Below are 26,438 nucleotides of genomic sequence, written 5' to 3' on the forward strand. Positions count from 1 at the left end.
AGGAATGTTCAGAAGTTTTTTGATGAGGTAAGACATGGCGATCACGTCAACAGTATCCCCTGATGGCAATCAAGTCACTATTTATATACAGGGCCGCTTCGATTTCAGTTCCCATCAGGAGTTTCGCGGGGCTTATGAAAAACTGGCCCAGACCCCGACACATTATCGGGTGGATTTACAGGGTACTTCGTATCTGGATAGTTCGGCGTTGGGCATGCTCTTATTGCTGCGCGACTACGCAGGTGGTGAGCAGTCCAGTATCCAGATTGTGAATTGTGCCCCTGATGTTAAAAAGATTTTACTCATTTCCAATTTTGAGCAGTTATTTGATATCCAATAGGTGAAAGGCCAGTTCGGTGCGTGTTGAGGGATGTATGGAAGCGAATTTATGAATGATGTACGTCGTTTAAAAATTTTGGTCGCTGATGATACGGACTCCGATAGGCTTATACTCGAAAGCATCGTACGCAAAGAAGGCCATCACGTAGTTTCTGCTTGCAACGGACTTGAAGCGATTCAAGTCTACTCCTCTGAACGTCCCGACATCGTTTTACTTGATGCCCTTATGCCGGAACTTGATGGTTTCGGCGCGGCGCGCCAGATTAAAGAACTGGCGGGCGATGAGTTGGTTCCTATTATTTTTCTGACGTCGCTCTCTGATACCGAATCTTTGGTTCAGTGTCTGGATGCGGGCGGCGATGATTTTCTTTCAAAGCCTTACAATCGCATTATCCTCCAGGCAAAAATTAAATCGTTTAACCGTATGCGTGAATTGCACAGTACTATGGTTACGCAGCGTAACCAAATCGTGCAGTACAACAATCGCTTGCTGCAAGAGCAGACTGTCGCAAAACATGTATTTGATAATGTGGCGCACAGCGGTTGCCTGAATGCGAGTAATGTCCGGTATTTTTTATCGTCGCTAGCTGTATTTAATGGTGATGTGCTGGTTGCTGCAATGCGGCCGAACGGTAGCATGATGGTATTGCTAGGTGATTTCACCGGGCATGGTTTGCCTGCTGCAATTGGCGCTATGCCACTTGCGTCGACCTTTTATGGCATGGTGCCAAAAGGTTTTTCGATGACTGATATCCTGCGTGAAATTAATGGCAAGCTGAAAAATATTTTGCCCGTGGGAATTTTTTGTTGCGCCACCATGATGGATATTAATTTCCGTAAGAAGAAATTAAAAATCTGGAATGGCGGTTTGCCGGATTGTTTTGTCTACCATAACAGAAGCGGCAAAGTTACTGCGGTTAAATCCACACATTTGCCTCTTGGTGTCTTATCCAATCGCGCGTTTAAAGACAACTGCGAATATTTTGATCTTGAAGAAAATGATCGGATTTTTGTGTGGTCGGACGGTATTCACGAAGCGCGCAATTCCGAAGGTGAAATGTTTGGTGAAGAGCGGTTGCAGCAAGTCTTTAGTCGCAACCGCAATCCTGAACGTTTATTTAATGACATCATTGAGGGAGTACAACAATTCGTTGGCAATGGAGAGAAGGATGATGACTTGTCCTTGTTGGAAATCCGCATGGATGAACCAGCCAAAGTAAATAGCTTTTCCAAAGAGGCCAGCGATCGTTTTGGCAACTCTGAAATCGAATGGACAATGAGTTTTGAAGTAAAACCCACCAGCTTCAAAGTATTTGATCCTCTTCCTATGTTGTTGAATGTACTGATGGAAGTGCCCAGCCTGCGCGCGTTCAGCAGTACGCTTTACACTATTCTTGCCGAACTTTATACCAATGCATTGGAGCACGGCGTTTTAAAGTTGGACTCGGAACTCAAGCGAACACCGGATGGTTTTTCGGAGTATTACGTGCTGCGCGAACAGCGTATCAATGAAGTGAGCGAAGGGTTTGTGCGTATTTATATCGCCCATAAGACCAATGAGAATGGCGGTTTATTGAAGGTTCGAATCGAAGATAGCGGTAATGGTTTTGATCATCAATCCCGGTCGACCGATAATCTTTCTTCTTTCGGTTATAGTGGGCGCGGCATCGCACTGGTAGAAAAGCTTTGTGGTACCGTAACCTATCTCGGTTGCGGTAATATCGTGGAAGTCGCCTTTTCCTGGGTGAGTGATGACTGAGTAGACGGTAATTATCTTTAAACAGTGATGAGATCCCAATCAATGGAACATCTGGATTACGAGACCTTAACAACGCTTAAAGATGTAATGGAGGATGATTTCGCGTTATTGATCGACACCTTTGTTCAGGATTCTACCGAGCGGGTCAGAACTTTACATACGGTTATCGAAAGTTTAGATGCAGATGCAATACGTCGTGCAGCTCACAGCTTTAAGGGAAGTAGTAGTAATATTGGCGCACTGCAGCTGTCTGCTTTATGTTCCGCTTTGGAGAAAAAAGCACTGGCGAACAACTTTGATGGCTTGGTGGCTGATCTTTCCGCGATAGAGCGGGAATTTGCTCAGGTTCAAAACTTGCTGCGCTCCCTGTAGTTTCTAATTTTTTATCAGTTCTGCTTTTTGTTTTTGGATTGATATCCCTCCGTAATAGCCAATTTGGCACTTGCTTTGCAATTATCCTGTTGAACCTAACCATTGGCTGATCGAGCGGCAATCCTTTGCCGTGGGTCATAGCAGGAACAGCAGATGAATAATGGCAATCTCCTAAACGCTTTAATGGGCGCAACCGGCGCAAATACTGCTGCAGCGAAAACAACCGCAGCAAAAACCCGTGCTGAAACGGGAGAAAAGTTCCAGCAAGCGCTCGAACAGGCAAGGCCAGAAGTTGCCGCCCGCAAGCCGGTTGCCCGGAAAGAGGCGCCCCCTGCTGAACGTCCAGATACTGCGCGCCCAGCAGCAAAAGCAGCTAGCCAAAAAGTATCACGGCAAGAGTCTCCTACAGACGAGTTGAAAAAATCGTCTACTGAGGATAGTAAGGCTGTTGATGCGGGTGTCAAAAGCGCTTCTCCATTGCGGAATGCAAAAGCAGACAAGCAACCCGTTGATGATGCTGACAGAGAATCCTCGGAAGATGCTACGGTAATTCAGTGCGCCGTACCTCAAGCTCTAACTGACACACCAATTGAGAGTTTGGACTTAACTATTCCTCTTTCTGAAGAGGACGATGAGGTGCTTTCTGATTTCAGCGGTGAAATAACTAATTCCCCATTAAATTTAGACAATTTGGTGGAACTATCTGATAACACTTTGCAGGTCTCGGATGAAGAAAATCAAGAGTCTGTTGACCTGACAAATGTTGATCCATTGTTGCAGGATGCGAGCTTGCTAGCGGGAAATTCGCCGCAGGCGCAGTCCGACCTGCCTGAAGATGAGAGTGTCGAGCTATCACCACTGGTGGCGCCAGCTCAAGCGCAGATTGGACTTGGGCAAATAGCTGCTGGATTGTCTGCCAAGACGCAACCGACCACGCAAACACCGGCAGTGCAGCTGATTAGCGAAGGCTTGATCGGTAACGGCCTTGATGACTTGTCAGTGGATACCGCAGCTGCTTCAGTTACTCCTGAAGAGGGCGAGGCGACTGTTGATATAGACGTAGGAGAAAACCCGGATTTTCTGCTGCTAAATTCAAAGGCCGCGCTTAATAAATTAACCGAAACCAACTTAACGACTAGCAATTTAGATAAGGCTACACCTGCTCCGGAACTGGCAAAAGCATCTCCCGTCGGTGCCCTGGTTGAATCGCTTGGCCGTCTAACTGAAGCCCAATCTCCAGCGGCGCGAGCGTTTGTCGTGCAAACGGGTGTTCCCGTCACTGTGGGTACTCCGCAATGGAGCCAGGCTGTTGGCGATAAGGTGCTGTGGCTTGCGGCGCAAAATGTTAGCTCTGCTGAAATACGGTTAGACCCGCCCGAGCTTGGTCCTATGCAGGTAAAAGTCAGTGTTAATCAGGATCAGGCGAATATTACCTTTACCAGTCCACATCCAGTGGTGCGCGATGCTCTTGATCAGCAGTTAAACCGTCTGCGCGAAATGTTTTCGGAGCAAGGTTTGAATCTGGTCAATGTGGATGTCTCTGATAAATCTTTCGCGCAACAGGAGCGAGAGCAGGGAGAGGCAAACAAAGGTCAGGCTAATCTCGATGTAGACGATGAAGAGTTGGCGCCAGTGGCAATGACTCAAGCAATCTCCATGCGACTGGTCGATCATTACGCTTAAGCGAGCTTAGGCGCCCAATTTCCTTTCAGTGCTGGCGAGAAGCTGACCAAGTTGATCAGCTTCTCTACGCCATTGTTTTGTATCGCATTTCTTTTCTATTTATCTTCCTTCTTCCTCGCAAACCCCTCATCCGCTGCTAAGCTTTCAAGGGCGATACTGGCATAGGTATTGCTGAAACCCTTTTAGCCTCTGAAAGTGACGGAGTTTTGACATGGCGGCAGCCCCAAAAGCAAAAAATGATGCAGGCAGTGCTGAAGCTGCTCCCAAAAAGAAAAAGCTATTTCTAATGATTGGTATCGCGGTAGCGCTTATCGCTATTTCAGTTGGCGGTACTGTCGTTGCGCTGAAGGTGTTATCACCAGCACCAGAGGCGGGTAAAGCGGGAGAAACGAAAGAGCATGCTAAAGAAGATCTTGCGCCCGCTATTTATTATGAAATGAAGCCCAACTTTACGATTAATTTCAACGTAAATGGTCGCCAACGTTATCTGCAAGCGGCGATCACCTTGATGTATCGCGACCCATTACTTGAGAATTTATTGAAGTTGCACATGCCCGCCATTCGCAATGGTTTGGTTATGTTGCTGAGCGGGAAAAATTTTGAGGAGCTGCAAACTCCGGAAGGTAAGGACAAGTTGCGTGAAGAAGCGCTGCAAATAATCCGTGACTATGTCAAAAAAGAACAAGAGGCTCTGGGGGCTGCGGGTAAAAGCGAAGAGACTTCCTCTGCAAATGTCGAACAAGTGTTGTTTACCAATTTTGTAATGCAATAAGGAAACATCTGTGCAAGATCTTCTCTCGCAAGACGAAATCGACGCGCTCCTCCACGGCGTCGATGACGGTGACATAGATACCGAAGCGGACATAGAGCCCGGTACGGTTAAAACATATGATCTCACCAGTCAGGATCGGATTGTGCGTGGGCGTATGCCCACGCTGGAGATGATCAATGAGCGTTTTGCGCGTTATACCCGCATCAGTATGTTTAACTTATTGCGCAGAACAGCTGACGTTTCTGTCGGCGGCGTACAGATTCAAAAATTCGGTGAATATGTTCATACGCTTTATGTACCCACCAGTTTGAATATGGTGAAATTTCGTCCGTTGCGTGGAACAGCACTGATTATTCTTGATGCACGTTTGGTGTTTAAGTTAGTAGATAATTTTTTTGGCGGTGATGGTCGCCACGCAAAAATCGAAGGCCGCGAATTTACCCCGACCGAGTTGCGCGTTGTGCAAATGGTATTAAACCAGGCGTTTATCGATTTAACCGAAGCCTGGAAAGCGGTATTCCCCATTAATTTTGAGTACGTCCATTCCGAAGTAAACCCCTCACTTGCAAATATCGTTAGCCCCAGTGAAGTGGTAGTGGTTAGCACTTTTCATATCGAACTTGATGGCGGTGGTGGCGAAATGCACATCACTGTTCCTTATTCGATGATTGAACCCATCCGTGAGGTGTTGGATGCCGGTTTACAAAGTGATAGCGATGAACATGATGAGCGTTGGGAGAAAGCACTGCGTGAAGATGTGTTATCTGCGAGCGTAGATTTGGAATGCGATATTGTTCGCCGCGACATTACCCTGCGTGACATCGTTGATTTAAAGGAAGGCGATATTATCCCCATCGAATTCCCTGATTATCATGTATTAACAGCAAACGGTGTCCCAATGTTTAGAACACAGTTGGGGCAAACCAACGGATTTTTGAGTTTAAAAATCCGTGAATTTATTGATCGCAGTAGTGCCTACAATATCACTGGCACAAAAGGCGATGGAAAATCTGGCGGTGCAAACGGCACCAAAGACAGTACAAATACAGGTGGAAAAAATGGCAAGTGATGACGTTGATCAAGATTCGATGGCAGATGATTGGGCTGCTGCTATGGCAGAACAGGCCGATGTTGATGAGGCCATGGCTGCCAGCGCGGTATCCTTTGATGAATTAAAAAATGAAGTGTTAAAGCAGCCCGCAGGCAGCCCTGATCTGGATGTCATTCTGGATATTCCCGTTTCAATTTCAATGGAAGTAGGGCGTACGTCTATTACCATTCGCAATTTGCTGCAGCTTAATCAGGGTTCGGTAATTGAATTGGATCGCCTTGCCGGTGAACCGCTGGATGTACTGGTTAACGGCACCTTGATCGCACACGGCGAAGTAGTTGTGGTGAATGAGAAATTCGGCATACGCATGACCGATGTTATCAGCCCGGCAGAACGTATTAAAAAACTGCGCTAGGAACGTTTAAGAATGTTGTTACGATCAAAAGTTTCTTGCGCTTTCGTGGCCTGCCGGTGGTTGATGTTGGTCGCGATTTTATTTTCAACTTCTTCTGCCTATGCCGAAACATCTTCTGCAACTACAGACGTTTCATCAGCTCAGGCAGCGCAACAAGATAAAGCAGTTTCTTCAGTAGCATCCAGCTTGCAATCATCAGCCGCCGAGACAGTTACTCCGTTTTATCAAAAGACCGATGCGCAACAAAACGCTGCAAAGGCACCGCCAAAAGTTGGCAGTGGTGGACATCTGGTCAATGTTGCTTTGGGATTGATCGCCATTATTGCGCTGATTTATGCCTTATCCCAATTTGTTAAACGGTTTGGTGGTGGGGCTTTTTCGGGCAATTCCCAACTTAAAATTCTATCGTCAATGCCGCTTGGAACACGTGAGCGTATTGTGCTGATTGACGCCGGTGGTCAACAGCTGTTGCTAGGGATTACACCAACCAATATTAATACTCTCCATGTATTTGCAGAGCCAATTGTTATTGATAATAAACCTGAAGCTCAATCCGATTTCAGCCGCAAATTAATGACAATTTTGCAGCAGAAGCAGTCAGGGCCTTCATCGAATGACAAAAACGGTTCCGCGTCGCAGGGATAATTATGATCAACTTTTTGATGATTAAACAACGCATCGTTTTACAGTCGTTGATGGTAATGGTGCTGCTGTTTTGTGCGAGTTTTGTTTCTGCACAGACAACACCGGCGCCTTTGGCTGATCCCAATTCAGGTAGTTTACCGCTAACACAAACTGCACCGTCCAATCTCGGCGCTTTGCCTGCAATTCCAGGCCTGCCTGCCTTGACTGTAAAAACCAATGCTGACGGCACTCAGGAATATACGGTAACGCTGCAAATTCTTGCGATTATGACGGCGCTGACATTTTTGCCAGCGTTGCTAATGATGATGACGTCATTCACGCGCATCATTATCGTGTTTTCTATTTTGCGACAGGCGCTAGGTTTACAGCAGTCGCCGTCAAACCAGATCTTGATTGGTCTCGCATTATTTTTAACGCTGTTTATCATGCAGCCCGTGATTAATAAGGTGAATGAAGATGCGTTGCAGCCTTACATCAACCAACAAATTGGTGCGCAGGAAGCATTGGCAAAAACAGCCGCACCTTTTCATGCTTTTATGTTGGCGCAGACTCGCGAATCCGATATCGCATTGTTTGTAGGTATCGCCAAGCATCCACCAATCGCACAGCCGGAACAAACACCGTTCAGCATTTTGGTTCCCGCATTTATTATCAGCGAATTAAAAACCGCGTTTCAGATTGGTTTTATTATTTTTATCCCTTTTCTCGTTATTGATATCGTTGTATCCAGTGTGCTTATGGCAATGGGTATGATGATGTTGTCGCCACTGATTATTTCACTGCCGTTCAAGATTATGCTGTTTGTTCTGGTCGATGGTTGGGCAATGATTGTGGGTACGCTCGCCGCCAGTTACGGTATATGACGGAGGTTTTTCTATGATGACACCCGAAGTCGTAATGGATTTGTTCGCAGAAGCTTTTTTTCTGGTGATTTTAATGCTGCTGGTTATTATCGGCCCGGGTTTGATCGTGGGGTTGATCGTGAGTATGTTTCAAGCGGCTACCCAGATTAACGAACAAACCCTCAGCTTTTTGCCGCGTCTGATTGTAACCTTGATCACCTTAATGATGGCTGGCCCTTGGTTGCTAACCAAATTTATGGATTTATTTGATCGCCTTTACTCGGCTGTACCTACCTTGATCGGGTAGATTGCGATGCAAGAACTTATCATCAGCGAAGAGCAGCTCATGCAATTTATTGGTCAGTACCTTTGGCCATTACTGCGTATTGGAGCCTTTTATTTCGCTGTGCCTATTATCGGCGCCCGTACTGTTCCTGCTCGTGTCCGTATTATTCTCACGCTATTTACTGCAATCATGCTTGCTCCGGTGTTGCCAGCTGCACCCACGGTTTCATTTTTATCTGCACAAGCATTTGTGATGATCATTCAAGAAGTATTGATTGGGCTTGCGCTGGGTTTTGCCATGCAAGTGGTAATGCATGTTTTCATTCTTGCCGGTCAATTTATGGCGATGAAAATGGGGCTTGGATTTGCGGCGATGAACGATCCATCCAGTGGTGTGAGCGTAACGATTTTATCGCAATTTTATTTGTTGCTTTCTACCCTGTTATTTTTAAGCAGCAATGCTCACTTGGTGGTACTGCAATTGATGATCGACAGTTTTACCACCTTTCCCATCGGTGGCCCAGGGATGAACACGGCGCATTTTATGACGATTGTTGATCTCGGTTCCTGGTTATTTAGCGCTGCATTATTAATTACGCTGCCGCTTTTCACGTCGTTAATGATCGTCAATATGTCCTTCGGTGTCATGAGCCGGTCCGCGCCGCAAATGAACGTATTTACTGTGGGTTTCCCTATTACCCTGATCTTCGGTTTTATTCTCATGTGGTTTACCTTCGCCAACTTCCTGCCAATTTATTTTGAAATTATGGAAGAGGGCATAGGTGTGCTGCGTACCTTGGCTTTGACTCCCTAGAGTGTAGTTATGTCTGAAGAAGGCGACAGCAGTCAGGAAAAGACGGAAGAGGCCAGTGCGCGAAAGATCGAGAAGGCGCGCGAAGAAGGCCAGATTCCCCGATCGCGCGATTTAACAACGACAGCAGTGTTAATGCTGGCGGCGTTAGGTTTGTATTTTTTTGCGGAATTTATGGGCAGCAAAATTATTGGCCTCACGCGCGAAAACTTTGTCCTTAACCGCACTACGATTTACGATCCCAATGCAATGATCGCGCATCTAGCCAGCGCAATTTACGATGGTCTTTTTAGCATTGCACCCTTAATGGCAATTCTCTTGATTGCATCCATTGTCGGTCCAATTGCCTTGGGCGGTTGGAATGTCAGCGCCAAGGCGATGGAGCCGAAATTGAGCCGTATGGACCCATTGGCGGGTCTTAAGCGAATGTTCTCGGTGAAGTCGTTGATCGAATTGTTGAAATCGCTCGGCAAGGTTTTAATTATTCTTGGCGCTACTATTTGGCTACTAAAAATTTATGCGCAGGATATGTTTCGGCTAACCGATGAGAGTATCGGCAACGCGATTATCCATTCGTTAGAAATCTCCATTTTTGCCACTATTGCGCTTTCTGCGACGACAATCATCATTGCGGCGATAGATGTGCCGCTGCAAATTTACGAATACAACAAAAAGTTAAAAATGTCGCGACAGGATCAAAAAGACGAAGCCAAAGATACCGATGGAAAGCCGGAAGTGAAAGGGCGTATCCGCCAATTGCAACGGGAAATGGCGCAGCGTCGCATGATGTCCAATGTGCCGCAGGCCGATGTGATTATCACTAACCCGGAACACTTTTCTGTCGCTTTGCAATATGACCCGGAGACAATGGATACGCCGATTATGCTCGCAAAAGGCGGCGACCATACGGCGTTAAAAATTCGTGAAATCGCCAACGCGCACAAGATTGAAATTATCCAATCACCGGTATTGGCGCGGGCAATTTATTACACCACAGAAGTGGATCAACAAATCCCTTCAGGCTTATACATGGCTGTGGCGCAGGTGTTGGCGTACGTATTCCAACTGCGCAACTATCGTAAAGGGAAGGGCGATAAGCCAAATTATCCACGCAACATCAATGTGCCGCGTGATATGCGCTACAACGCATCGGGTAAAGTGGATTAATGCTGCTAACTAAAATCCGATGACCAGCAAGTTAATCGCCGCCAGGATTTCATAGCGGAAGTCACTCAAATCGTGAACCTCTTCGACTAATAGCCGCCTGCTAATCCCTGCCATTTGCGGTGTTAGCAGGAATAGGGATTCTCCGTTGACTTCCACTTTGGGTGTCAAGGTTGTGATGCCGCTACCTTTAAAACTGGATTCCCGGATAAGCGGAATCACCATTCGTGTTTCAAGGCTTGCCAATAATTCGTTCTGCACATCAAGCAGGTAAGGAATATGGTCGCTGCTTGCACTAGCGTTTCTGTAGACGCGGAATTGGCTCATTAGAAACTCCGCAAGCTGTCGCTGAGCTGACCATTTTGTTCTGCGTAGCTGTTGTAATCATCAATGGCACTTTTGTTCGCTGAAAGCCAAAGCTCGCGCTGACGCTGCTTCACTTTCTCAATCAGTGCCTGTTCCAAGGTGGCCGACAAATTGATATCAAACTCTTTAGCTTTACGTAGTAACTCACTGTTAATACTCAAGTTTGTGGCTTTTTTAGGCGCGCTTGGATCGTAAATACCATTCATATTTCATGCTCAGTAATGCGTTAAAACAACATGCGCATAGGTTATGCGCATTTTTATTGCTGGTCAAACAATAATCTATTTTGAGCCTTCAATTGAACCGATTAATAAATCGGTACGCTTCTTGCGATACCCCGGAAAACTGGCATCCACCGTCAAGAATCCGTACTTATGGCACTACCTACATTCAACCAGTTCAACAGCGTTAACAACCGCGCGGCATTAAGCTCGCTTAAAGGGTTGTGGCGCGGGAATCTGGGTATTCCACTGCTATTAATGATCTTGTTGGCAATGATTATTTTGCCAATGCCGCCGCTGTTATTGGACATCTTCTTTACGTTCAACATCGCCCTTTCGCTGGTGGTGTTATTGGTGGCGGTCTACGCCTTGCGCCCGCTCGACTTCGCCGCCTTCCCGACGATTTTGTTGATTGCGACTTTGTTGCGCCTTGGTTTGAACGTGGCGTCTACCCGTGTCGTGTTACTGGAAGGCCATAACGGTGGTGATGCGGCAGGTAAGGTGATCGAGGCCTTTGGTCACGTTGTGATCGGCGGGAATCTGGCGGTCGGTATAGTGGTGTTCATCATCTTGATGATCATCAACTTTGTGGTGGTTACCAAAGGTGCTGGTCGTATCGCTGAAGTAAGTGCGCGTTTCACCCTGGATGCGATGCCCGGTAAACAAATGGCGATTGATGCCGACTTGAACGCCGGTCTTATCGACCAGGATCAGGCACGTACTCGTCGTCAGGAAGTAGCCTCTGAGGCTGACTTCTACGGTGCGATGGACGGTGCGAGTAAGTTTGTGCGCGGCGATGCGGTCGCGGGCATCATGATTATGTTTATCAATATCTTTGGTGGCCTTGCCATCGGAATGATGCAGCACGATCTGGAATTCAGTGATGCGTTCGAAAAATACACCATCCTCACCATTGGTGACGGTCTGGTTGCACAGATTCCCGGTTTGTTATTGTCCGTTGCTGCAGCGATTTTGGTGACCCGTGTTAACAGCTCCGAGGACATGGGTAAGCTGGTTGTTGGGCAGATGTTTACCTCGCCTAAAGCATTAGCAGTCGCCGCTATCATGTTGATTATTATGGGTACTGTTCCAGGAATGCCGCACATTGCGTTCCTCGGTCTCGGTATATTGTGTGCGGGTGTTGCCTACTACATTTACTGGCGCAAGCAGCAGCCTGCCGTCGTAGAAGACAACTCATTCATCCCAGCAGGCACACGTGTGGCAAGTGATGTTCCACCGGGCGGTGGTGGCGGTTCTGCGGCTAATCTTGCGCCACAGCGTTCAGCTCCAGCACTTCCACCGGGAGCACCTGAATCACCGGAATTAGGTTGGGATGATGTGCAACCGGTCGATGTGATTGGTTTAGAAGTGGGTTATCGCCTGATCCCAATGGTGGATAAGAATCAGGGTGGGGAGCTGCTTGGTCGCATCAAAGGTGTCCGCAAGAAGTTATCGCAAGAGATGGGCTTCCTGATTCCTTCCGTTCACATCCGCGACAATCTGGATTTGAACCCAACCGGTTATCGCTTGAGTTTGATGGGTGTGTCTATGGCCGAAGCGGATGTCTATCCGGATCGCGAGTTGGCCATTAACCCGGGGCAAGTATTCGGCACTTTGGATGGTATTAAAACCAAAGACCCGGCGTTTGGTTTGGACGCGATCTGGATTAACCCGAACCAACGTGAGCAGGCCCAGACTTTGGGTTACACAGTGGTAGATCCAAGCACGGTGGTAGCAACTCATCTCAACCAAATCTTGCAGCAACACACGTTTGAATTGCTCGGTCACGAGGATGTCCAAAAGTTGTTAGACATGCTCGCCAAGACATCACCCAAATTAGTGGAAGAGTTGGTGCCGAATACCATCAGCATCAACGTGCTGTTAAAGGTTCTGCAGAACCTGTTGCGCGAGCGAGTACCCATCCGCGATATCCGCTCCATCGCCGAAGCCTTGGCGGGGGCAGGGATAAAGAGTCAAGATCCCGCCGCTTTAACGTCCTTGGCGAGGATTGCGCTCTGCCGTCAAATCGTCCAAAACATCGTTGGAAACGAGCGAAACCTGCCTGTAATCACGCTTGAACCGAGTTTGGAACAGTTGTTGCTAAATACCGTTCAACAGGCACAAAAAGCTGGCGCTGATGACAGTGCGTTTATTGAGCCCGGGCTTGCCGACCGCTTGCAGCAATCACTGATTAGCGCAGCGCAAAAGCAAGAGTTGTCTGGTAAGCCGTTGGTGTTGTTGGTTGCTGCGTCACTCAGACCCATGATGTCGCGCTTTGTACGTCACAGCGTTCCTGATATGCGCGTGTTGGCTTACAACGAGATCCCGGACAACAAGCAAATCAGTATCGATGCGAGTGTCGGCGCTGATAAAAAGTAACTGAATTAATTAATTTGATACGGTCGCCCACCCAGGGCAGGAGTTGGATATGCAAGTCAAACGTTTCGTAGCTGCTGATATGCGTCGTGCGTTGGAATTGGTTCGCCAGGAATTGGGGCCAGATGCAATTATTCTCTCTAGCAATCGCATCCCTGAAGGTGTGGAATTGCTGACGACCATGGGATCTGATTACGAGCTTAAACAGCTGCAAAACCGTCCGTTTGCTGAATCCACCTTTGCGGCGAGCGAGCCATTGTTAAGTGATGGTGATATTTCCCCGCGTGCATTGAATAGCAATCAACCGCGCAAAGTTGCGCCGGTGATTAGCGAGATAGCGGCAGCTCACCCTAACGCTGGAAAAACCGGTGCGCAATTGGCCGATGATATTGAAAAAGCTCGCCTGCGCATGATTGCAGCGCGTAAGGCGGAAGAGTCAGCCAAAGAATTTTTAGTAGGTAAAAATACCGTTGTTAATGCCGGCATTCCTCGTCATGCCACTGCCGCTGTACAAAAGCCAATGAAAGGTATGAGTGCCGCAGAGAAGTATCCGTTGGTTGATGCCGCGCCTGTAGCAACCAAAACAGCTTCATTCAAAGAGGCTTCATTTAAAGAAACATTGCAACAAGAGGCGCAAGCCCGACAATCATTTGCTGCAGTGCCGGAAACCTCGGATCACGCTTCACAATTGAATGACCTGCAAGCAGAGATCGCCGATATGCGTTTCCTGCTTGAGCAACAACTGGATCGCTTGACTGGTCAGCAATCAACTCCAATTGATTCTCCTATTTTGGCGAGTGTTGCGCGTCGTCTTGAGCGATTGAACTTACCGAAAGATGTGATTGCCAAAGTGATTAACTCTTGCAGCAAAACCAAAACCCTGAGCGATGCCTGGCCGGACGCATTGGCGAATCTTGCGCATCAATTGCCGATCAGTGGTCGCGATATCGTGGATCAAGGTGGCGTGTTTGCATTTGTTGGCCCAACCGGAGTGGGCAAAACTACTACCATCGGAAAATTGGCCGCGCGTTATGTGTTGCAGCACGGTGCCGATAAAGTGGCGCTGATCACTACCGATACTTATCGCATCGCCGCGCACGATCAATTGCGTTCACTCGCGCGCATCTTGCGTGTACCTGTGCGCGTAGTGGATGAGGCAAATCCGCTTGATACCGTATTGCGCAGCTTGCGTCATTGTTCGTTGGTCTTGATTGACACCGCCGGTTTCCGCCATGGCGATCCACATTTGAAAGCCCAGCTCAAAGCCTTGGCGGATCAACAACAGGTAAAAACCTATTTGGTGATGTCATGCAATAGCCAAGCGCAAATGCTGAAAGCATCGATCCACGCTTACGGTGCTGCGCGTTTGCAAGGTTGTGTGCTGACCAAGCTCGATGAAACTGCCAGCATTGGTGAAGCACTGGGTGTAGTCATGCAGAACTGTCTGCCGATTGCTTACACCACTGATGGACAGGATATCCCCAAGAATCTGGAAGTGGCGCGCGCTCACCAATTGGTATCAAAAGCTGTCGCCTTGCTCAAAGCTAATCCAGCATCGGCGGTTTCTTAATCAGTAAACAGTTATAACCACGGAAATTTGCTGGTGAAACTGAAATTAGTCGGATGATTTACCAATCTCTATCTATACTCAGTTCACCATTGGTGTGCCCTGGCTAAGTTGAGCGCAGAAATTGCGACTCTCCAGCGCACAACTCAACGAACAGGTTTGGAGTTATGTGTAGATGAGCCAAATGCGACCAGTACAAGTGATCGCGGTATCCGGCGGCAAAGGCGGGGTAGGTAAGAGCAATATTTCCGTTAACCTCAGTATTGCGCTGGCAGAGTTGCGCCGTCGCGTAGTCTTGTTAGACGCCGACCTCGGCTTGGCCAATGTCGATGTGCTCCTCGGCATTCGCGCCACTCACACCTTGGCTGATGTGTTGGCGGGAACGCACAGTCTGACCGATGTTTTGGTAACCGGCCCTGCCGGTATGAAAATCGTTCCCGCATCTTCCGGCGTACAGCGTATGGCGGAGTTGAGCTCGGCTGAACACGCCGGTTTGATCAATGCATTTAATGATTTGTCCGATCAGGTCGACATTCTTGTTATTGATACTGCTGCCGGTATTTCCGACACCGTAGTCAGTTTTGTTCGCGCCGCCAATGAAGTGATTATTGTGGTGTGCGATGAACCATCATCTATTACCGATTCCTACGCGTTGATCAAATTACTCAATAAAGAGTATGGGATGCAGCGCTTCCGCGTGGTTGCGAATATGACGCGCACTCCGCAGGAAGGGATCAATATGTTTAACAAATTAAATACCGTCTGCGAGCGTTTTTTGGATGTGACTTTGCAATTCGTCGGTCAAATTCCGTTTGATGAAAATGTACGTAAGTCAGTACAGAAACAAAAAGCACTGTTGGAGTTTGCTCCAACCTCAAAAGCAGCGGTGGCGATTCGCGCGCTTGCCCAAGTAGTGGATAAATGGCCTTTACCAAATTCACCAACGGGTCGCCTTGAGTTTTTTGTAGAGCGTTTGTTGCAGGCCGCGAATGCGCGTTAGCTCATTGCTTCACAGTGAAAAAAGTATGGATGTAAAAGGATGTGTTGCCGAATTAACGGTAACGCATCCTGATGTTGCTGAACAGAAGGTGCTCGATGGCCGCAGTCAATGGTTTAGCCATGTACGATAAAAAAACCTTACTCGATGCGCAGATCAAAATCGAAGACTACGCACCGTTGGTGAAGCGTATTGCCTATCATATGATGATGCGTATGCCTGCGAGCGTGCAGGTAGACGATCTTATCCAGGCCGGCATGATCGGTCTTATCGAAGCCTCCCAAAAATACGATGCCTCTCGTGGTGCCAGTTTTGAAACCTATGCGGGTATCCGTATTCGCGGTGCAATTGTGGATGAAATGCGTCGTGGTGATTGGGTTCCGCGTTCCGTGCATCGCAACGCTCGCAGAGTGTCCCAGGCAGTAGCTGCTGTCGAAGCGCGCACTGGTCGCGATGCGAGCGATGCTGAGGTTGCCGCAGAGCTTGGGGTAGAGCTCGACGAATACTATGTCATGTTGCAAGACTCCAACGGCAGCCGCTTATTCAGCTATGAAGAAACCTTTGGCGAAGAAGACAGCAACATCGATGCATCCGAGCACAGCAGCGCATTTGCCAGCCCGCTTGAAGGTATTCAACGCGATGGTCTCAAAAAAGCACTGGTCGATGCGATAGCCGTTTTGCCCGAGCGTGAGCGCATGGTATTAGCGCTTTACTACGATCAGGAATTAAACCTGAAAGAGATTGGCATGGTGCTCGGTGTAAGTGAATCCCGTGTTAGTCAGATCCATAGTCAAGCGGCAGCGCGCTTGCGCAACAAGCTGTCTGATTGGCAATCCGCGTAATCACTGTTTAAATAGTAAGCGAATCAGGCGAAAAGTCTTTTTCGGTGGTTGATATTTGGGCAAATAACCAGCGTTATCAGCAATTTGGGCTATGATTCGAATTAAAAGTTGAAGATTTGTGCGCCGGAACTGGCCGAAGCTTCAACTCCTACTAGACTATGAGTAAATGAAAATCCCATCAGGGTGAGTGGAGGTTGCGTTGGATAAGAATATGAAGATCCTGATTGTTGACGACTTTTCAACAATGCGACGGATTATTAAAAATTTGCTGCGTGATTTGGGCTTTTCCAATACCCATGAAGCAGACGATGGTGTTACTGCATTACCTATGCTGAAAAGCGGCGATTTCCAATTTTTGGTAACAGATTGGAACATGCCAGGTATGACCGGTATTGATCTATTAAAGGCAGTGCGTGCCGATGAAAAACTGCGCACCTTGCCGGTATTAATGGTGACGGCGGAAGCCAAGCGCGACCAGATTATTGAGGCGGCGCAAGCGGGTGTTAATGGCTATGTAGTCAAGCCATTTACCGCGCAAGCACTCAAGGAAAAAATCGAGAAAATTTTTGATCGCGTAGGGTAGTTGCTGGCTCGATCAAATAATAAATAAGGCGTTGTCATGGCATCTGAACTCCAAACATCCTCCAATAACGAATTCGTTATCGAGTTGAAAGAAAGCGCCAAGCTTCTTACGGAAAAATTGCAAAGCAATCAATTCGAAGAAGCATCGGTGCTAATTCAAACCATCACGCAAGCGCGTGATCGGCATATCTTTCAATCAGTAGGGCGGCTAACGCGTGGTTTGCATAACGCCATTGTGAATTTCAATGTCGATGCTGATCTCACCAAAGAGCCACCAAAGATTGCGAATTCAGATATACATGATGCTTCCAATCGCCTGAATTACGTTATTGAACTCACGCAAAAAGCGGCGGAAAAAACGATGGATGTCGTTGATGAAGCTGCACCGATTGCGATGAACCTCGGGCAAGAAGCTAGCAGTTTGCGCGCTGAATGGGCACGTCTCAAGCGGCGGGAAATGGGTGTGGATGAATTCCGCCAGCTCTACGAACGCATGGACGGATTTCTCGGGCAAATGGTAACCGGCACAGAACAACTCAGTAAAAACTTGCAAGATATTGTTTTAGAGCAAGGCTTTCAGGATCTAACTGGTCAAGTATTAAAACGCGTGATTGGTTTGATTAATGATGTCGAAAAAGATTTGGTAAGTCTTGTTCGAATTGCGGGGCAGGTTGAAGAGATCGCTGGTCTTTCAGATGATCCTGAAACACTCGAACACGATATGGAAATAATGCATAAACGCAAGACCGAAGCCGAAGGACCACAAATCAATAAAGAGCGGGCAGATGTAGTTTCCGGGCAAGACGATGTCGATGATTTGCTATCGAGTCTCGGATTTTAAATTATTAAGTTTCCAGGTTTGCGGGTTACGCGAGGATCGTTGAATGAGTTTTGGTGATGACGAGGATATTCTCCAGGATTTTCTGGTGGAGGCGGGGGAAATCCTGGAGCGCCTCAGCCAGCAATTGGTTGACCTGGAGCAGCGCCCGGAAGATAAAGATTTGCTTAATGCAATCTTTCGTGGTTTTCATACCGTAAAAGGCGGCGCAGGATTTCTGGCATTGACGCCAATGGTTGAGTGCTGTCACGTCACCGAAAATTTGTTTGATATTTTGCGTAATGGCAAGCGCACTGTTACTCCTGAATTAATGGATGTGGTGCTGCAAGCGCTGGACATGGTTAACCAACAATTCGAATTGGTTTCCCAGCGTGAAGAATTACCACCAGTTGAACATTCATTGATTGCCGCGCTGGAGCGTTTGGTTTCTTGCGAAGATCTCAATGAGTCTGCCGCTGAAGAAGTGCCGCAAGTGAGTTATGAAGTTCCTGCTGCACAATCGTTGCCTGCCGATGTTCCAAGTGGCGATATTACCGACGAAGAATTCGAGCAATTATTAGATGCAATTGCAGGGCAACCTGCAGCAAGCAAGTCAACATCTTCAGCAGCGCCTGCTGCTTCATCAACTGCTGCTCCTGCCAGTGGTAGCGATGAAATTACTGAGGATGAATTCGATGCGTTGTTAGATCAATTACACGGTAAAGGTGGAGCACCAGGCTTGGCGGCTTCAACTGCACCAGCACCTGTTGCTGCATCGACATCTGCTAACGATGAAATTAGTGAAGACGAATTTGAAGCATTGCTTGATCAGCTGCATGGTAAGGGAAAAGCTCCAGGACCAAGTGCTGCTCCAACAGCGCCTGCATCGGTAGCTGCACCAGCTCCAGTCGTGGCAGGTGCGGGTGGCGATCTAATTAGTGACGATGAATTTGATGCGTTGCTCGACCAATTGCACGGTAAAGGTAAAGGACCTGGTGTTGTAGTTGCACCTGCAGCCGCAGCAGTCGCTCCGCCAGTTGCCAAACCTGCGCCAGAAGTTAAACCTGCTGCTGCAGCAAAACCGACGCCGGTTGCCGCTAAAAAAGTTGAGCCACCTAAACCGGCACCAACTCCTGCACCAGCAGCTTCGCCGGCGCCAGCAAGCGATAAAGAAGCGCCGCAAGTTGAAACAACCGTTCGTGTAGATACCCAGCGCCTTGACGATATTATGAATATGGTCGGCGAGTTGGTATTGGTGCGCAATCGTTTAGTGCGTTTAGGAAATAATTCTGCCAACGAAGCCTTGGTAAAAGCGGTTGCGAATTTGGATGTGGTCACTGCCGATTTGCAAACCTCGGTAATGAAAACCCGCATGCAGCCGATCAAAAAAGTATTCGGCCGTTTCCCGCGTGTAGTGCGCGATTTGGCGCGCAGCCTGCGCAAAGAAATTAATCTGGAATTGGTTGGTGAAGAAACCGATCTGGATAAAAATCTGGTAGAAGCGTTAGCCGATCCGCTGGTGCACTTGGTGCGTAACTCTGTCGATCACGGCATCGAATTTCCCGATACACGTGAAGCCGCAGGTAAACCGCGTATTGGTCAGGTAGTGTTATCGGCTGAGCAGGAGGGCGATCATATTCTCCTGTCGATCAGCGATGATGGTGCAGGTATGGACCCGGTTCGCTTGCGCAACATTGCCGTCGAGAAAGGTCTTTTTGACGAAGATACTGCCAATCGTTTATCTGACACTGAAGCTTATAATTTAATTTTTGCTCCAGGTTTTTCCACCAAAAAAGAAATTTCCGACGTGTCTGGTCGTGGCGTTGGAATGGATGTGGTGAAAACCAAAATTACCCAACTTAACGGCACAGTGGAAATTAAATCCGAGTTGGGTAAAGGCACTCGTTTTATTATCAAAGTGCCATTGACGTTGGCGATTATGCCGACCTTGATGTTTATGCTCGGCCAGCAAACGTTTGCGTTTCCGCTTGTTAGCGTAAATGAGATATTCCATATGGATCTGCGCAAGAGCCATATTGTTGACGGTCAGGATTGTGTGGCAATTCGCGATCAGGCAATCCCACTCTTCTACATGAAAGACTGGTTGGTAAAAAATGCGTTTGGTGAGCGTCCTGATAATGCTCACGTAGTCATAGTAACGGTTGGTACTCGCCGCGTTGGTTTTGTTGTTGACCAGCTCATCGGTCAGGAAGAAGTTGTTATCAAGCCGCTGGGTAAAATGTTGCAAGGTACACCGGGTATGGCCGGTGCAACTATTACGGGTGACGGCACCATCGCATTGATATTGGATATTCCGAGTTTATTACGTCGCTACGCAAAAGGATCGACGAGTTGGGGGCATAGTTAGTCGTCAGCCAGCTGGCGCTAATGCTCTCAATATTAATCAATATTTTTTCCAGAGCAGTTGCGACTGCGGAGTAAGTTAGATGCCTGTCCGGGTATTAGTAGTTGATGATTCGAATTTCTTTCAGCACCGCCTGAAAGACATAATTAATGAGCATCCGGACTTAAAAGTAATTGGCATCGCTAGCAATGGTCGCGAAGCAGTAGAAAAAGCCGAAGAGTTGAAGCCCGATATCATCACCATGGATTTTGAAATGCCGGTGATGGACGGTGTGACTGCAATCAAATTAATTATGGCGAATCGCAAGGTTCCCATCTTGATGTTTTCCTCGCTTACCTATGAAGGTGCCAAGGTTACTTTGGATGCGCTTGCTGCTGGCGCACTCGATTTTATCCCGAAAGATTTTGCCGAAGTGTCGCGCAGTTCTGAGGCGCTCAAGAAGAAATTGCACGAGCGTTTAATTACGCTGGCAGGCGTATCTGCACGTATAGCGGCAGCACCTTTAGTTGAATCAAAACCTTCCTCTATATCCGCCCCGACTAGCATGCGCGCGCCAGTTTCCCAAGCTGCGCCTTCGTCTTTTCGTGCATCAACACCAACTGCTTCAGTGCAGCATGATTCTGCGAAAGCAGCCGGCCCCGATAATTACCGCTTAAAAAAGCAGCCTAAAATTCTGGTCATTGGTGCATCCACCGGCGGTCCAGTGGCACTTGCTGAAGTGTTAATTACTCTTCCTGCCAATTTTCCGTTGCCTATTGTGTTGGTCCAACATATGCCGGAGAACTTTACTAAAGCGTTCGCCGAGCGTTTGAATAAGCAGTGCAATATTCGCGTACGTGAAGCAGTAGATGGTGATCAGTTACAGCCGGGGTTAGCATTGCTTGCACCTGGCGGAAAACAATTGATGCTGGATAAGCGCAACGGCGGTTCAGTGCGGATTTTGCCTGACGATGAACGTGTGAATTACAAACCATCATTGGATATCACTTTTGGATCGGCTGCTAATACCTATGCCGATAAAGTGCTGGGCGTGGTGTTAACGGGAATGGGATCAGATGGTTGCAATGGTGCGCGATTACTAAAAGATGCGGGTTCGTCTCTGTGGTCACAAGATGAAGCCAGCTGCGTCATTTATGGTATGCCCATGGCAGTAGCGCGCGCCGGTTTAACTGACAAAGTGCTCAGCCTGAAAGAAATTGGGCCGCGTTTGGTGCGAGAGGTAATGTAATGGATGTTCTTAGCATCATTGGCGTCATCGTTGCTTTTGCTGCAATTATTGGTGGTAATTTTTTAGAAGGTGGTGGTATTGGTTCGCTGCTGAATGGCTCGGCAGCGGTCATTGTGGTGGGCGGTACTTTAGGTGCTGCCGTATTGCAAACCTCAAAAAATAGTTTGCGCCGTGCGCTAAAAATTATCAGCTGGGTTTTTAAGCCTCCCTATGTTCCGTTCAAACAGGGTGTTTCCAATATTGTCCGTTGGGCCGCCGCCGCGCGCAAAGATGGACTTTTAGGGCTTGAGGCTGTATCCGAGCGTGAAAAAGATAGGTTTGCAAAAAAAGGGTTGCAGCTTTTGGTGGATGGTAACGAGCCGGAAGTTATTCGCCGTATTATGGAAACCGATTTGATTGTTGATGAGCAACGCGATTTTGACGCAATAAAATTTTACGAATCCATGGGCGGTTATGCTCCCACAATCGGCATCATCGGTGCGGTGATGGGGTTGATTCATGTAATGAATAATCTTGCCGACCCTGCAACGCTCGGCCCTGGAATTGCGATTGCGTTTGTGGCGACTATTTATGGTGTTGCGCTAGCGAACTTGGTGTTCATCCCGATTTCAAATAAATTGCGTATGTGTGTGAACGAGAATTCACAATATCGCGAATTAATTATCGAAGGAATTATCGCTATCGCAGATGGCGAAAATCCGCGCTCAATCGAAATGAAATTAAACGGTTATCTACATCCGCATTGATGCGGTGTAAATGTTTTTATTGCTGATAGTCAATACAGTAGTGTTTTTATGGTGCGTCGCAGGCGAGAAGAGATTCACGTCAATCACGAGCGTTGGCTAATTTCTTATGCCGACTTCATTACACTATTGTTCGCATTTTTTGTGGTTATGTATTCCATCTCCCAAGTGAGCGATAGTAAGTATCGCGTGCTGTCTGATACGTTTGTGGAAGCTTTTAATCAACCTGCCAATACCCAAACCAGTGTTGAACCGCAAGATAATCCGTCACCCTCCAGTGAAGTAATTTCGCCTATCGAGACAGTCACTACAACGGCGACGCAGAGTGACCACACTACTGATGTGAGTGACAACTCGACTAACACCGTTTTTCCTGTTCCTGAACAAACTGATCCGGTTAAAACCAGTGATGAACTGACACAGATTTCGGATTTGGTCACCGAAAAATTCACTCAGCTAATCAATGACCAAATGATTCAGGTATCCAGTAATGAACTTTGGCTGCAGATCGAATTAAAAGACAGTATTTTGTTTTCGTCTGGTAGTGCAGATACCAGCGATCAGGCGCAAAAAATATTTGATGAGATTGCCGGGATTTTAAAAAATTATTCGAACCCGGTGCAGGTCGAAGGCTTTACCGACAATATTCCGATCAAGAGTGTGAAATACCCTACCAACTGGGAGTTATCGACCGCGCGCGCCAGCGCAATCGTGAAATACCTTGCCAGCAAAGGTGTGGCGCCTGAGCGTTTGTCGGCGGTTGGGTATGGTGAATATCAGCCGGTTGCTGCCAACGATACAGATCAGGGCAGGGCGCAGAATCGTCGTGTGGCTATTATGATCGCCAAACGAAAAATGGATCGCCCCCGTGTCAATGTGAATCCTGCTCCAATCACTCAACCTGCGTCCTCAGCAACTCCCTAGTTTGCTACTGCTGTGCCTCTCGTTCGTGTTCCAGATTGTCTATATTTTTCCCAAAAAATGCCGATAGCTTGAAGTTCCTTTGGGCTGGGCAATACTTAACTCCCGGTCGGTCGAAAAATAACCGCCTTAATTGGTCTGATTACGCGGGACATGGATCTGGTAGATTTTCGGTGTTGATAAAGACGCCAGTAACCAGCAAAGTACCGAACTCTTAGTCATCAAATCTCAAGCGAGTGGGCACAGAGCTTGCTTTGATTGATTTAATGTCAAAATTGTCTGGTGTTTGACGCCAGAGAGGATTCAATGTGCGTGTTATCGCAGTAGCAAATCAAAAGGGTGGTGTCGGTAAAACCACCACTAGCGTGTCTCTTGGAGGGCTCATAGCCGATTCCGGAAAGCGTGTGCTATTACTGGATATCGACCCCCATGGTTCTCTATCAACCTATTTCCGTCAGGATCCTGACACCCAAACCCTCAGCAGTTATACCTTGTTCCAGGAGCGTAAAGAGCTTTCGCGCGATTCTATTCGGCGGCTCATTATTCAAACTGATTACCCGAACCTGCATGTGCTTCCTTCAACTACTGCATTGGCCACACTTGAGCGCCAAGCGATTGGACAGGATGGGATGGGATTGGTGTTGAGCAGGGCGCTTGCTCATCTTGCTGATGATTACGATTACGTCCTGATTGATACACCACCTTTGCTGGGTGTGTTGATGGTTAACGCATTGGCAGCTTGCCAGTATTTAGTGATTCCAGTGCAAACTGAATTCCTTGCGCTCAAAGGGTTGGAGCGGATGGTCAACACGCTCAGAATGATGTCGCGCTCGCGCAAAAAGGCCTTGGCTTATACCATCGTGCCGGTGATGTTTGATCGCCGCACCCAAGCATCGGTGACGAGTTTGCGCACCATCCGTAATACATATCCTGAGCAGGCTTGGCCCGGTCATATCCCGATTGACACACGCTTTCGCGATGCAAGCAAAGCAGGCGTGCCGCCGCATTTATTCGATCCGGCCAGTCGTGGCGCAGAAGCTTATTTATCGCTTTGGCATTGGCTGGAAAAGGCAATTCGTAATGATGAATTAAAGACCGATGTCGCTCCTATGGCTGTTGCCAGTAAATCCGGAGCTGTGTCGTGACTAAGCGAAAAGACAGCGGCGACGGAATTCGTCCGCCGGATGATAGCCTGAGTAATTATTTTGATGATTTGCTCGGCGGCGAAGACCTGCTTGATCATGCGCTAGCCGCAATGGATGAGCGCCCAATGCCGCTGGCCGCCGGTTCTGGCGGTGGCGCGCGTGTTGTTTCCCTGCCAACCAAAAAGAATCTCGAAGAACAACCAAAAAAACCAGCGTTGCGCGCTGAGCCGAAACCTAAATCTGTGCCCAAGCCGGTGGCAGCTTTTGTTGAGCCGGAGCCAGTACAAACGCTAGAGCAAAAACTCAAACTTGAAAAACTCCTGCAATCCGCACGAACTCAATTATTGGTCGAAACGCCGGTAGTCACGGAAGTTGCAGTAGAAGTGAAAGCGGCATTTGTTAGCGATCCCCAAGAAATCCAGGATTGGGTAATTGAAGCTCCGGTGGTAGAGGTTGTATCGCCTGAAATAATTGAAGAGCCTCAGGTTGAGGCTACAACCCAGCCCGCGCCTTATCAAATCGATGGTTTGGAGTGGTTGGAGAACGGTCTTCCACAATGGGCGCAATCGCGTTTTGATGTGCTTCTGTTCAAGGTATCAGGCCTCACTCTCGCAGTGCCCTTGATCTCCTTGGGGCAAATCCAGCCACTGACCGATGAATTGACCCCGCTCTTTGGGCAGGCGGATTGGTTTATGGGGCTGCAACCAACACCGGCTGGCAAAATCCGCACGGTGAATACCGCCAAGTTTGTCATGCCGGAGCGGTACGATGAGACCTTTCTGGAAACGGCGAAATATGTAGTTTCTATCAATGGTGTGCCCTGGGGCTTGGCGGTCGATTCGGTTAATCAGCCCATCACCTTGCAACCGGATGATGTTAAATGGCGCGGTGATCGCAGCAAGCGTCCTTGGCTTGCAGGCACGGTCAAAGAGCATATGTGTGCACTGCTGGATATCCCGCGAATTGGCCAAATGCTGATCGATGCAGACAAAAACTTCATGCGCGGGTAGGGCTGCTTAAATCGCGCTATTCTGCTCGATCCTTTCCAGATAAACCTGACAATCAAACAAAAGTGGCATAGGAAAAGTCCTCGGCTATAGTTATAACGACATTTAAGTGATTTGCCGCTTATCGGGGCGGCTTCAGAGGAATTAAACGATGGCAACAGATGTAGCAAAAAATAAGAGTACTGATGATCCGGTATTACAGTGGGTGACTTTCCGCCTCGACGGCGAGACTTACGGCATCAATGTAATGCAGGTGCAGGAAGTGCTGCGCTATTCCGAGATAGCGCCGGTGCCAGGTGCGCCATCCTATGTGTTGGGGATTATCAACCTGCGCGGTAATGTGGTGACGGTAATTGATACTCGCCACCGTTTTAACCTGTCCAGCGGTGAGATCACTGATAACACCCGCATCGTGATTATCGAGACCGACCGCCATGTCATCGGTATTTTGGTGGATAGCGTTGCGGAAGTGGTTTACTTGCGCCAATCAGAAATCGAAATGGCACCGAACGTTGGCAATGAAGAAAGTGCCAAATTCATTCAAGGCGTTTGCCACAAAAACAATGAGCTGTTGATCCTGATCGATTTGAATAAGTTGTTAACCAGCGAAGAGTGGTCTGAGTTGGAAGATGTTTGATTCGTCAGGCAACCCAAGGTAGTCTGTTGCACATGATGGAATCAGGCGCAGAGAAATATTCATGACATTATTGGAGATAGGTTTAGTCGTTTGTGCGGCAGTGAGTGTGCTGGCATTGGTGGTTGCATCCATCAGTTTGCAGCGTGTGCGTAAGCAGGCAGGTGAAAACGAAAAGCTGATTCAAAAATTAATGCGTGATGTTGCAGCGTCCAGTAGCGGCTCTGTTGGTATGGGGCAGCGGTTGTTGGCGATGGAAAAACGGTTGCAGGCCAGCGCTACCAAACAACCAGAAAAAATTGATTACTACAATGATGATGAGTTTCAACCTTACTCACAGGCCGCCCAAATGTTTAAGATGGGGATGGATTGTGATGAAGTGGCGCGGCGTTGTGGTCTATCGCGTGCAGAGGCTTCATTGTTAGAGATGATGCAAAAAAGCAGTCGTTAGTATTTTTCAGCAAATAAAAAACCGCTCTTTTCAGAGCG

The 26,438-nt window shown here is 47.9% G+C and carries 28 protein-coding genes; 26 read left to right on the forward strand and 2 right to left on the reverse strand.

Annotated elements, in window-relative coordinates:
* The first annotated feature begins 34 nt into the window (after nt 1–34).
* The 12 genes from AAGC78_RS17455 to flhB all read left to right on the forward strand — a co-directional run bounded on the left by AAGC78_RS17455 (nt 35) and on the right by flhB (nt 10,141).
* A complete protein-coding gene (locus tag AAGC78_RS17455) occupies nt 35–340 on the forward strand; it encodes an STAS domain-containing protein (RefSeq protein ID WP_435785386.1) in 306 nt (101 codons plus the stop codon).
* Between the two features lie 48 nt (nt 341–388).
* Nucleotides 389–2,098, forward strand: a complete 1,710-nt coding sequence (locus AAGC78_RS17460) for an ATP-binding SpoIIE family protein phosphatase (protein ID WP_435785387.1) — start codon at nt 389–391, stop codon at nt 2,096–2,098.
* Between the two features lie 42 nt (nt 2,099–2,140).
* On the forward strand, nt 2,141–2,470 hold the full coding sequence (locus AAGC78_RS17465; protein ID WP_435785388.1) for an Hpt domain-containing protein: 330 nt from the start codon (nt 2,141–2,143) through the stop codon (nt 2,468–2,470).
* A 153-nt stretch (nt 2,471–2,623) separates the two neighbouring features.
* On the forward strand, nt 2,624–4,153 hold the full coding sequence (locus AAGC78_RS17470) for a flagellar hook-length control protein FliK (protein WP_435785389.1): 1,530 nt from the start codon (nt 2,624–2,626) through the stop codon (nt 4,151–4,153).
* Between the two features lie 211 nt (nt 4,154–4,364).
* Complete coding sequence (locus AAGC78_RS17475; protein WP_435785390.1) at nt 4,365–4,925, forward strand: flagellar basal body-associated FliL family protein; 561 nt, start codon at nt 4,365–4,367, stop codon at nt 4,923–4,925.
* Nucleotides 4,926–4,935: 10 nt separating this feature from the next.
* Nucleotides 4,936–5,994, forward strand: a complete 1,059-nt coding sequence (gene fliM, locus AAGC78_RS17480) for a flagellar motor switch protein FliM (RefSeq protein ID WP_435785391.1) — start codon at nt 4,936–4,938, stop codon at nt 5,992–5,994.
* Nucleotides 5,984–6,391 (forward strand): flagellar motor switch protein FliN, encoded by a 408-nt coding sequence (fliN, locus tag AAGC78_RS17485; protein WP_435785392.1) that lies wholly within the window; start codon nt 5,984–5,986, stop codon nt 6,389–6,391. The genes fliM and fliN overlap by 11 nt, the downstream gene beginning before the upstream one ends.
* Before the next feature lie 12 nt (nt 6,392–6,403).
* Nucleotides 6,404–7,036, forward strand: a complete 633-nt coding sequence (fliO, locus tag AAGC78_RS17490; RefSeq protein WP_435785393.1) for a flagellar biosynthetic protein FliO — start codon at nt 6,404–6,406, stop codon at nt 7,034–7,036.
* 2 nt (nt 7,037–7,038) lie between these two features.
* Nucleotides 7,039–7,899 (forward strand): flagellar type III secretion system pore protein FliP, encoded by an 861-nt coding sequence (fliP, locus tag AAGC78_RS17495; protein WP_435785394.1) that lies wholly within the window; start codon nt 7,039–7,041, stop codon nt 7,897–7,899.
* A gap of 16 nt (nt 7,900–7,915) precedes the next feature.
* Nucleotides 7,916–8,185: a flagellar biosynthesis protein FliQ gene (fliQ, locus tag AAGC78_RS17500; RefSeq protein WP_435785428.1), complete on the forward strand. Its 270-nt coding sequence runs from the start codon at nt 7,916–7,918 to the stop codon at nt 8,183–8,185.
* A gap of 6 nt (nt 8,186–8,191) precedes the next feature.
* Nucleotides 8,192–8,977 carry a flagellar biosynthetic protein FliR gene (gene fliR / locus AAGC78_RS17505; protein ID WP_435785395.1) on the forward strand — a complete coding sequence of 262 codons (786 nt, stop codon included), beginning with the start codon at nt 8,192–8,194 and terminating at the stop codon, nt 8,975–8,977.
* Nucleotides 8,978–8,986: 9 nt separating this feature from the next.
* The gene (gene flhB / locus AAGC78_RS17510; RefSeq protein WP_435785396.1) at nt 8,987–10,141 is read left to right on the forward strand and encodes a flagellar biosynthesis protein FlhB; all 1,155 of its coding nucleotides are present in this window, start codon (nt 8,987–8,989) and stop codon (nt 10,139–10,141) included.
* 9 nt (nt 10,142–10,150) lie between these two features.
* Here flhB and AAGC78_RS17515 read toward each other — a convergent pair whose 3' ends face one another.
* Nucleotides 10,151–10,465, reverse strand: a complete 315-nt coding sequence (locus AAGC78_RS17515; protein WP_435785397.1) for a CcdB family protein — start codon at nt 10,463–10,465, stop codon at nt 10,151–10,153.
* On the reverse strand, nt 10,465–10,710 hold the full coding sequence (locus AAGC78_RS17520; RefSeq protein ID WP_435785398.1) for a type II toxin-antitoxin system CcdA family antitoxin: 246 nt from the start codon (nt 10,708–10,710) through the stop codon (nt 10,465–10,467). The genes AAGC78_RS17515 and AAGC78_RS17520 overlap by 1 nt, the downstream gene beginning before the upstream one ends.
* A 168-nt stretch (nt 10,711–10,878) precedes the next feature.
* Here AAGC78_RS17520 and flhA point away from each other — a divergent pair, with 168 nt between their 5' ends.
* The 14 genes from flhA (at nt 10,879) to AAGC78_RS17590 (ending at nt 26,400) form a co-directional block, all read left to right on the forward strand.
* The gene (flhA, locus tag AAGC78_RS17525; RefSeq protein ID WP_435785399.1) at nt 10,879–13,104 is read left to right on the forward strand and encodes a flagellar biosynthesis protein FlhA; all 2,226 of its coding nucleotides are present in this window, start codon (nt 10,879–10,881) and stop codon (nt 13,102–13,104) included.
* Nucleotides 13,105–13,153: 49 nt separating this feature from the next.
* A complete protein-coding gene (gene flhF / locus AAGC78_RS17530; RefSeq protein ID WP_435785400.1) occupies nt 13,154–14,671 on the forward strand; it encodes a flagellar biosynthesis protein FlhF in 1,518 nt (505 codons plus the stop codon).
* 172 nt (nt 14,672–14,843) lie between these two features.
* The gene (locus AAGC78_RS17535; RefSeq protein WP_435785401.1) at nt 14,844–15,668 is read left to right on the forward strand and encodes a MinD/ParA family protein; all 825 of its coding nucleotides are present in this window, start codon (nt 14,844–14,846) and stop codon (nt 15,666–15,668) included.
* 95 nt (nt 15,669–15,763) lie between these two features.
* Nucleotides 15,764–16,507, forward strand: a complete 744-nt coding sequence (locus AAGC78_RS17540; protein ID WP_435785402.1) for an RNA polymerase sigma factor FliA — start codon at nt 15,764–15,766, stop codon at nt 16,505–16,507.
* 199 nt (nt 16,508–16,706) lie between these two features.
* On the forward strand, nt 16,707–17,090 hold the full coding sequence (cheY, locus tag AAGC78_RS17545; protein ID WP_039914554.1) for a chemotaxis response regulator CheY: 384 nt from the start codon (nt 16,707–16,709) through the stop codon (nt 17,088–17,090).
* A 36-nt stretch (nt 17,091–17,126) separates the two neighbouring features.
* Nucleotides 17,127–17,930, forward strand: a complete 804-nt coding sequence (locus tag AAGC78_RS17550; RefSeq protein WP_435785403.1) for a protein phosphatase CheZ — start codon at nt 17,127–17,129, stop codon at nt 17,928–17,930.
* Between the two features lie 43 nt (nt 17,931–17,973).
* Nucleotides 17,974–20,274 carry a chemotaxis protein CheA gene (locus AAGC78_RS17555; protein ID WP_435785404.1) on the forward strand — a complete coding sequence of 767 codons (2,301 nt, stop codon included), beginning with the start codon at nt 17,974–17,976 and terminating at the stop codon, nt 20,272–20,274.
* A 79-nt stretch (nt 20,275–20,353) separates the two neighbouring features.
* Nucleotides 20,354–21,499 carry a protein-glutamate methylesterase/protein-glutamine glutaminase gene (locus AAGC78_RS17560; RefSeq protein ID WP_435785405.1) on the forward strand — a complete coding sequence of 382 codons (1,146 nt, stop codon included), beginning with the start codon at nt 20,354–20,356 and terminating at the stop codon, nt 21,497–21,499.
* Nucleotides 21,499–22,245 (forward strand): flagellar motor protein, encoded by a 747-nt coding sequence (locus tag AAGC78_RS17565; protein WP_435785406.1) that lies wholly within the window; start codon nt 21,499–21,501, stop codon nt 22,243–22,245. The genes AAGC78_RS17560 and AAGC78_RS17565 overlap by 1 nt, the downstream gene beginning before the upstream one ends.
* Nucleotides 22,246–22,293: 48 nt before the next feature.
* Complete coding sequence (gene motD / locus AAGC78_RS17570; RefSeq protein WP_435785407.1) at nt 22,294–23,166, forward strand: flagellar motor protein MotD; 873 nt, start codon at nt 22,294–22,296, stop codon at nt 23,164–23,166.
* Between the two features lie 305 nt (nt 23,167–23,471).
* Nucleotides 23,472–24,308, forward strand: coding sequence for a ParA family protein (locus AAGC78_RS17575; protein WP_435785408.1), 837 nt, complete (start codon nt 23,472–23,474; stop codon nt 24,306–24,308).
* A complete protein-coding gene (locus AAGC78_RS17580) occupies nt 24,305–25,318 on the forward strand; it encodes a chemotaxis protein CheW (RefSeq protein WP_435785409.1) in 1,014 nt (337 codons plus the stop codon). Before AAGC78_RS17575 ends, AAGC78_RS17580 begins: the two co-directional genes overlap by 4 nt.
* 148 nt (nt 25,319–25,466) lie before the next feature.
* Nucleotides 25,467–25,952 (forward strand): chemotaxis protein CheW, encoded by a 486-nt coding sequence (locus AAGC78_RS17585; RefSeq protein ID WP_039913855.1) that lies wholly within the window; start codon nt 25,467–25,469, stop codon nt 25,950–25,952.
* A 61-nt stretch (nt 25,953–26,013) separates the two neighbouring features.
* Nucleotides 26,014–26,400, forward strand: a complete 387-nt coding sequence (locus AAGC78_RS17590; protein ID WP_435785410.1) for a DUF2802 domain-containing protein — start codon at nt 26,014–26,016, stop codon at nt 26,398–26,400.
* The last annotated feature ends 38 nt before the right edge of the window (nt 26,401–26,438 follow it).

It is taken from the genome of Cellvibrio sp. (genome assembly GCF_039207905.1).
GTDB lineage: Bacteria > Pseudomonadota > Gammaproteobacteria > Pseudomonadales > Cellvibrionaceae > Cellvibrio.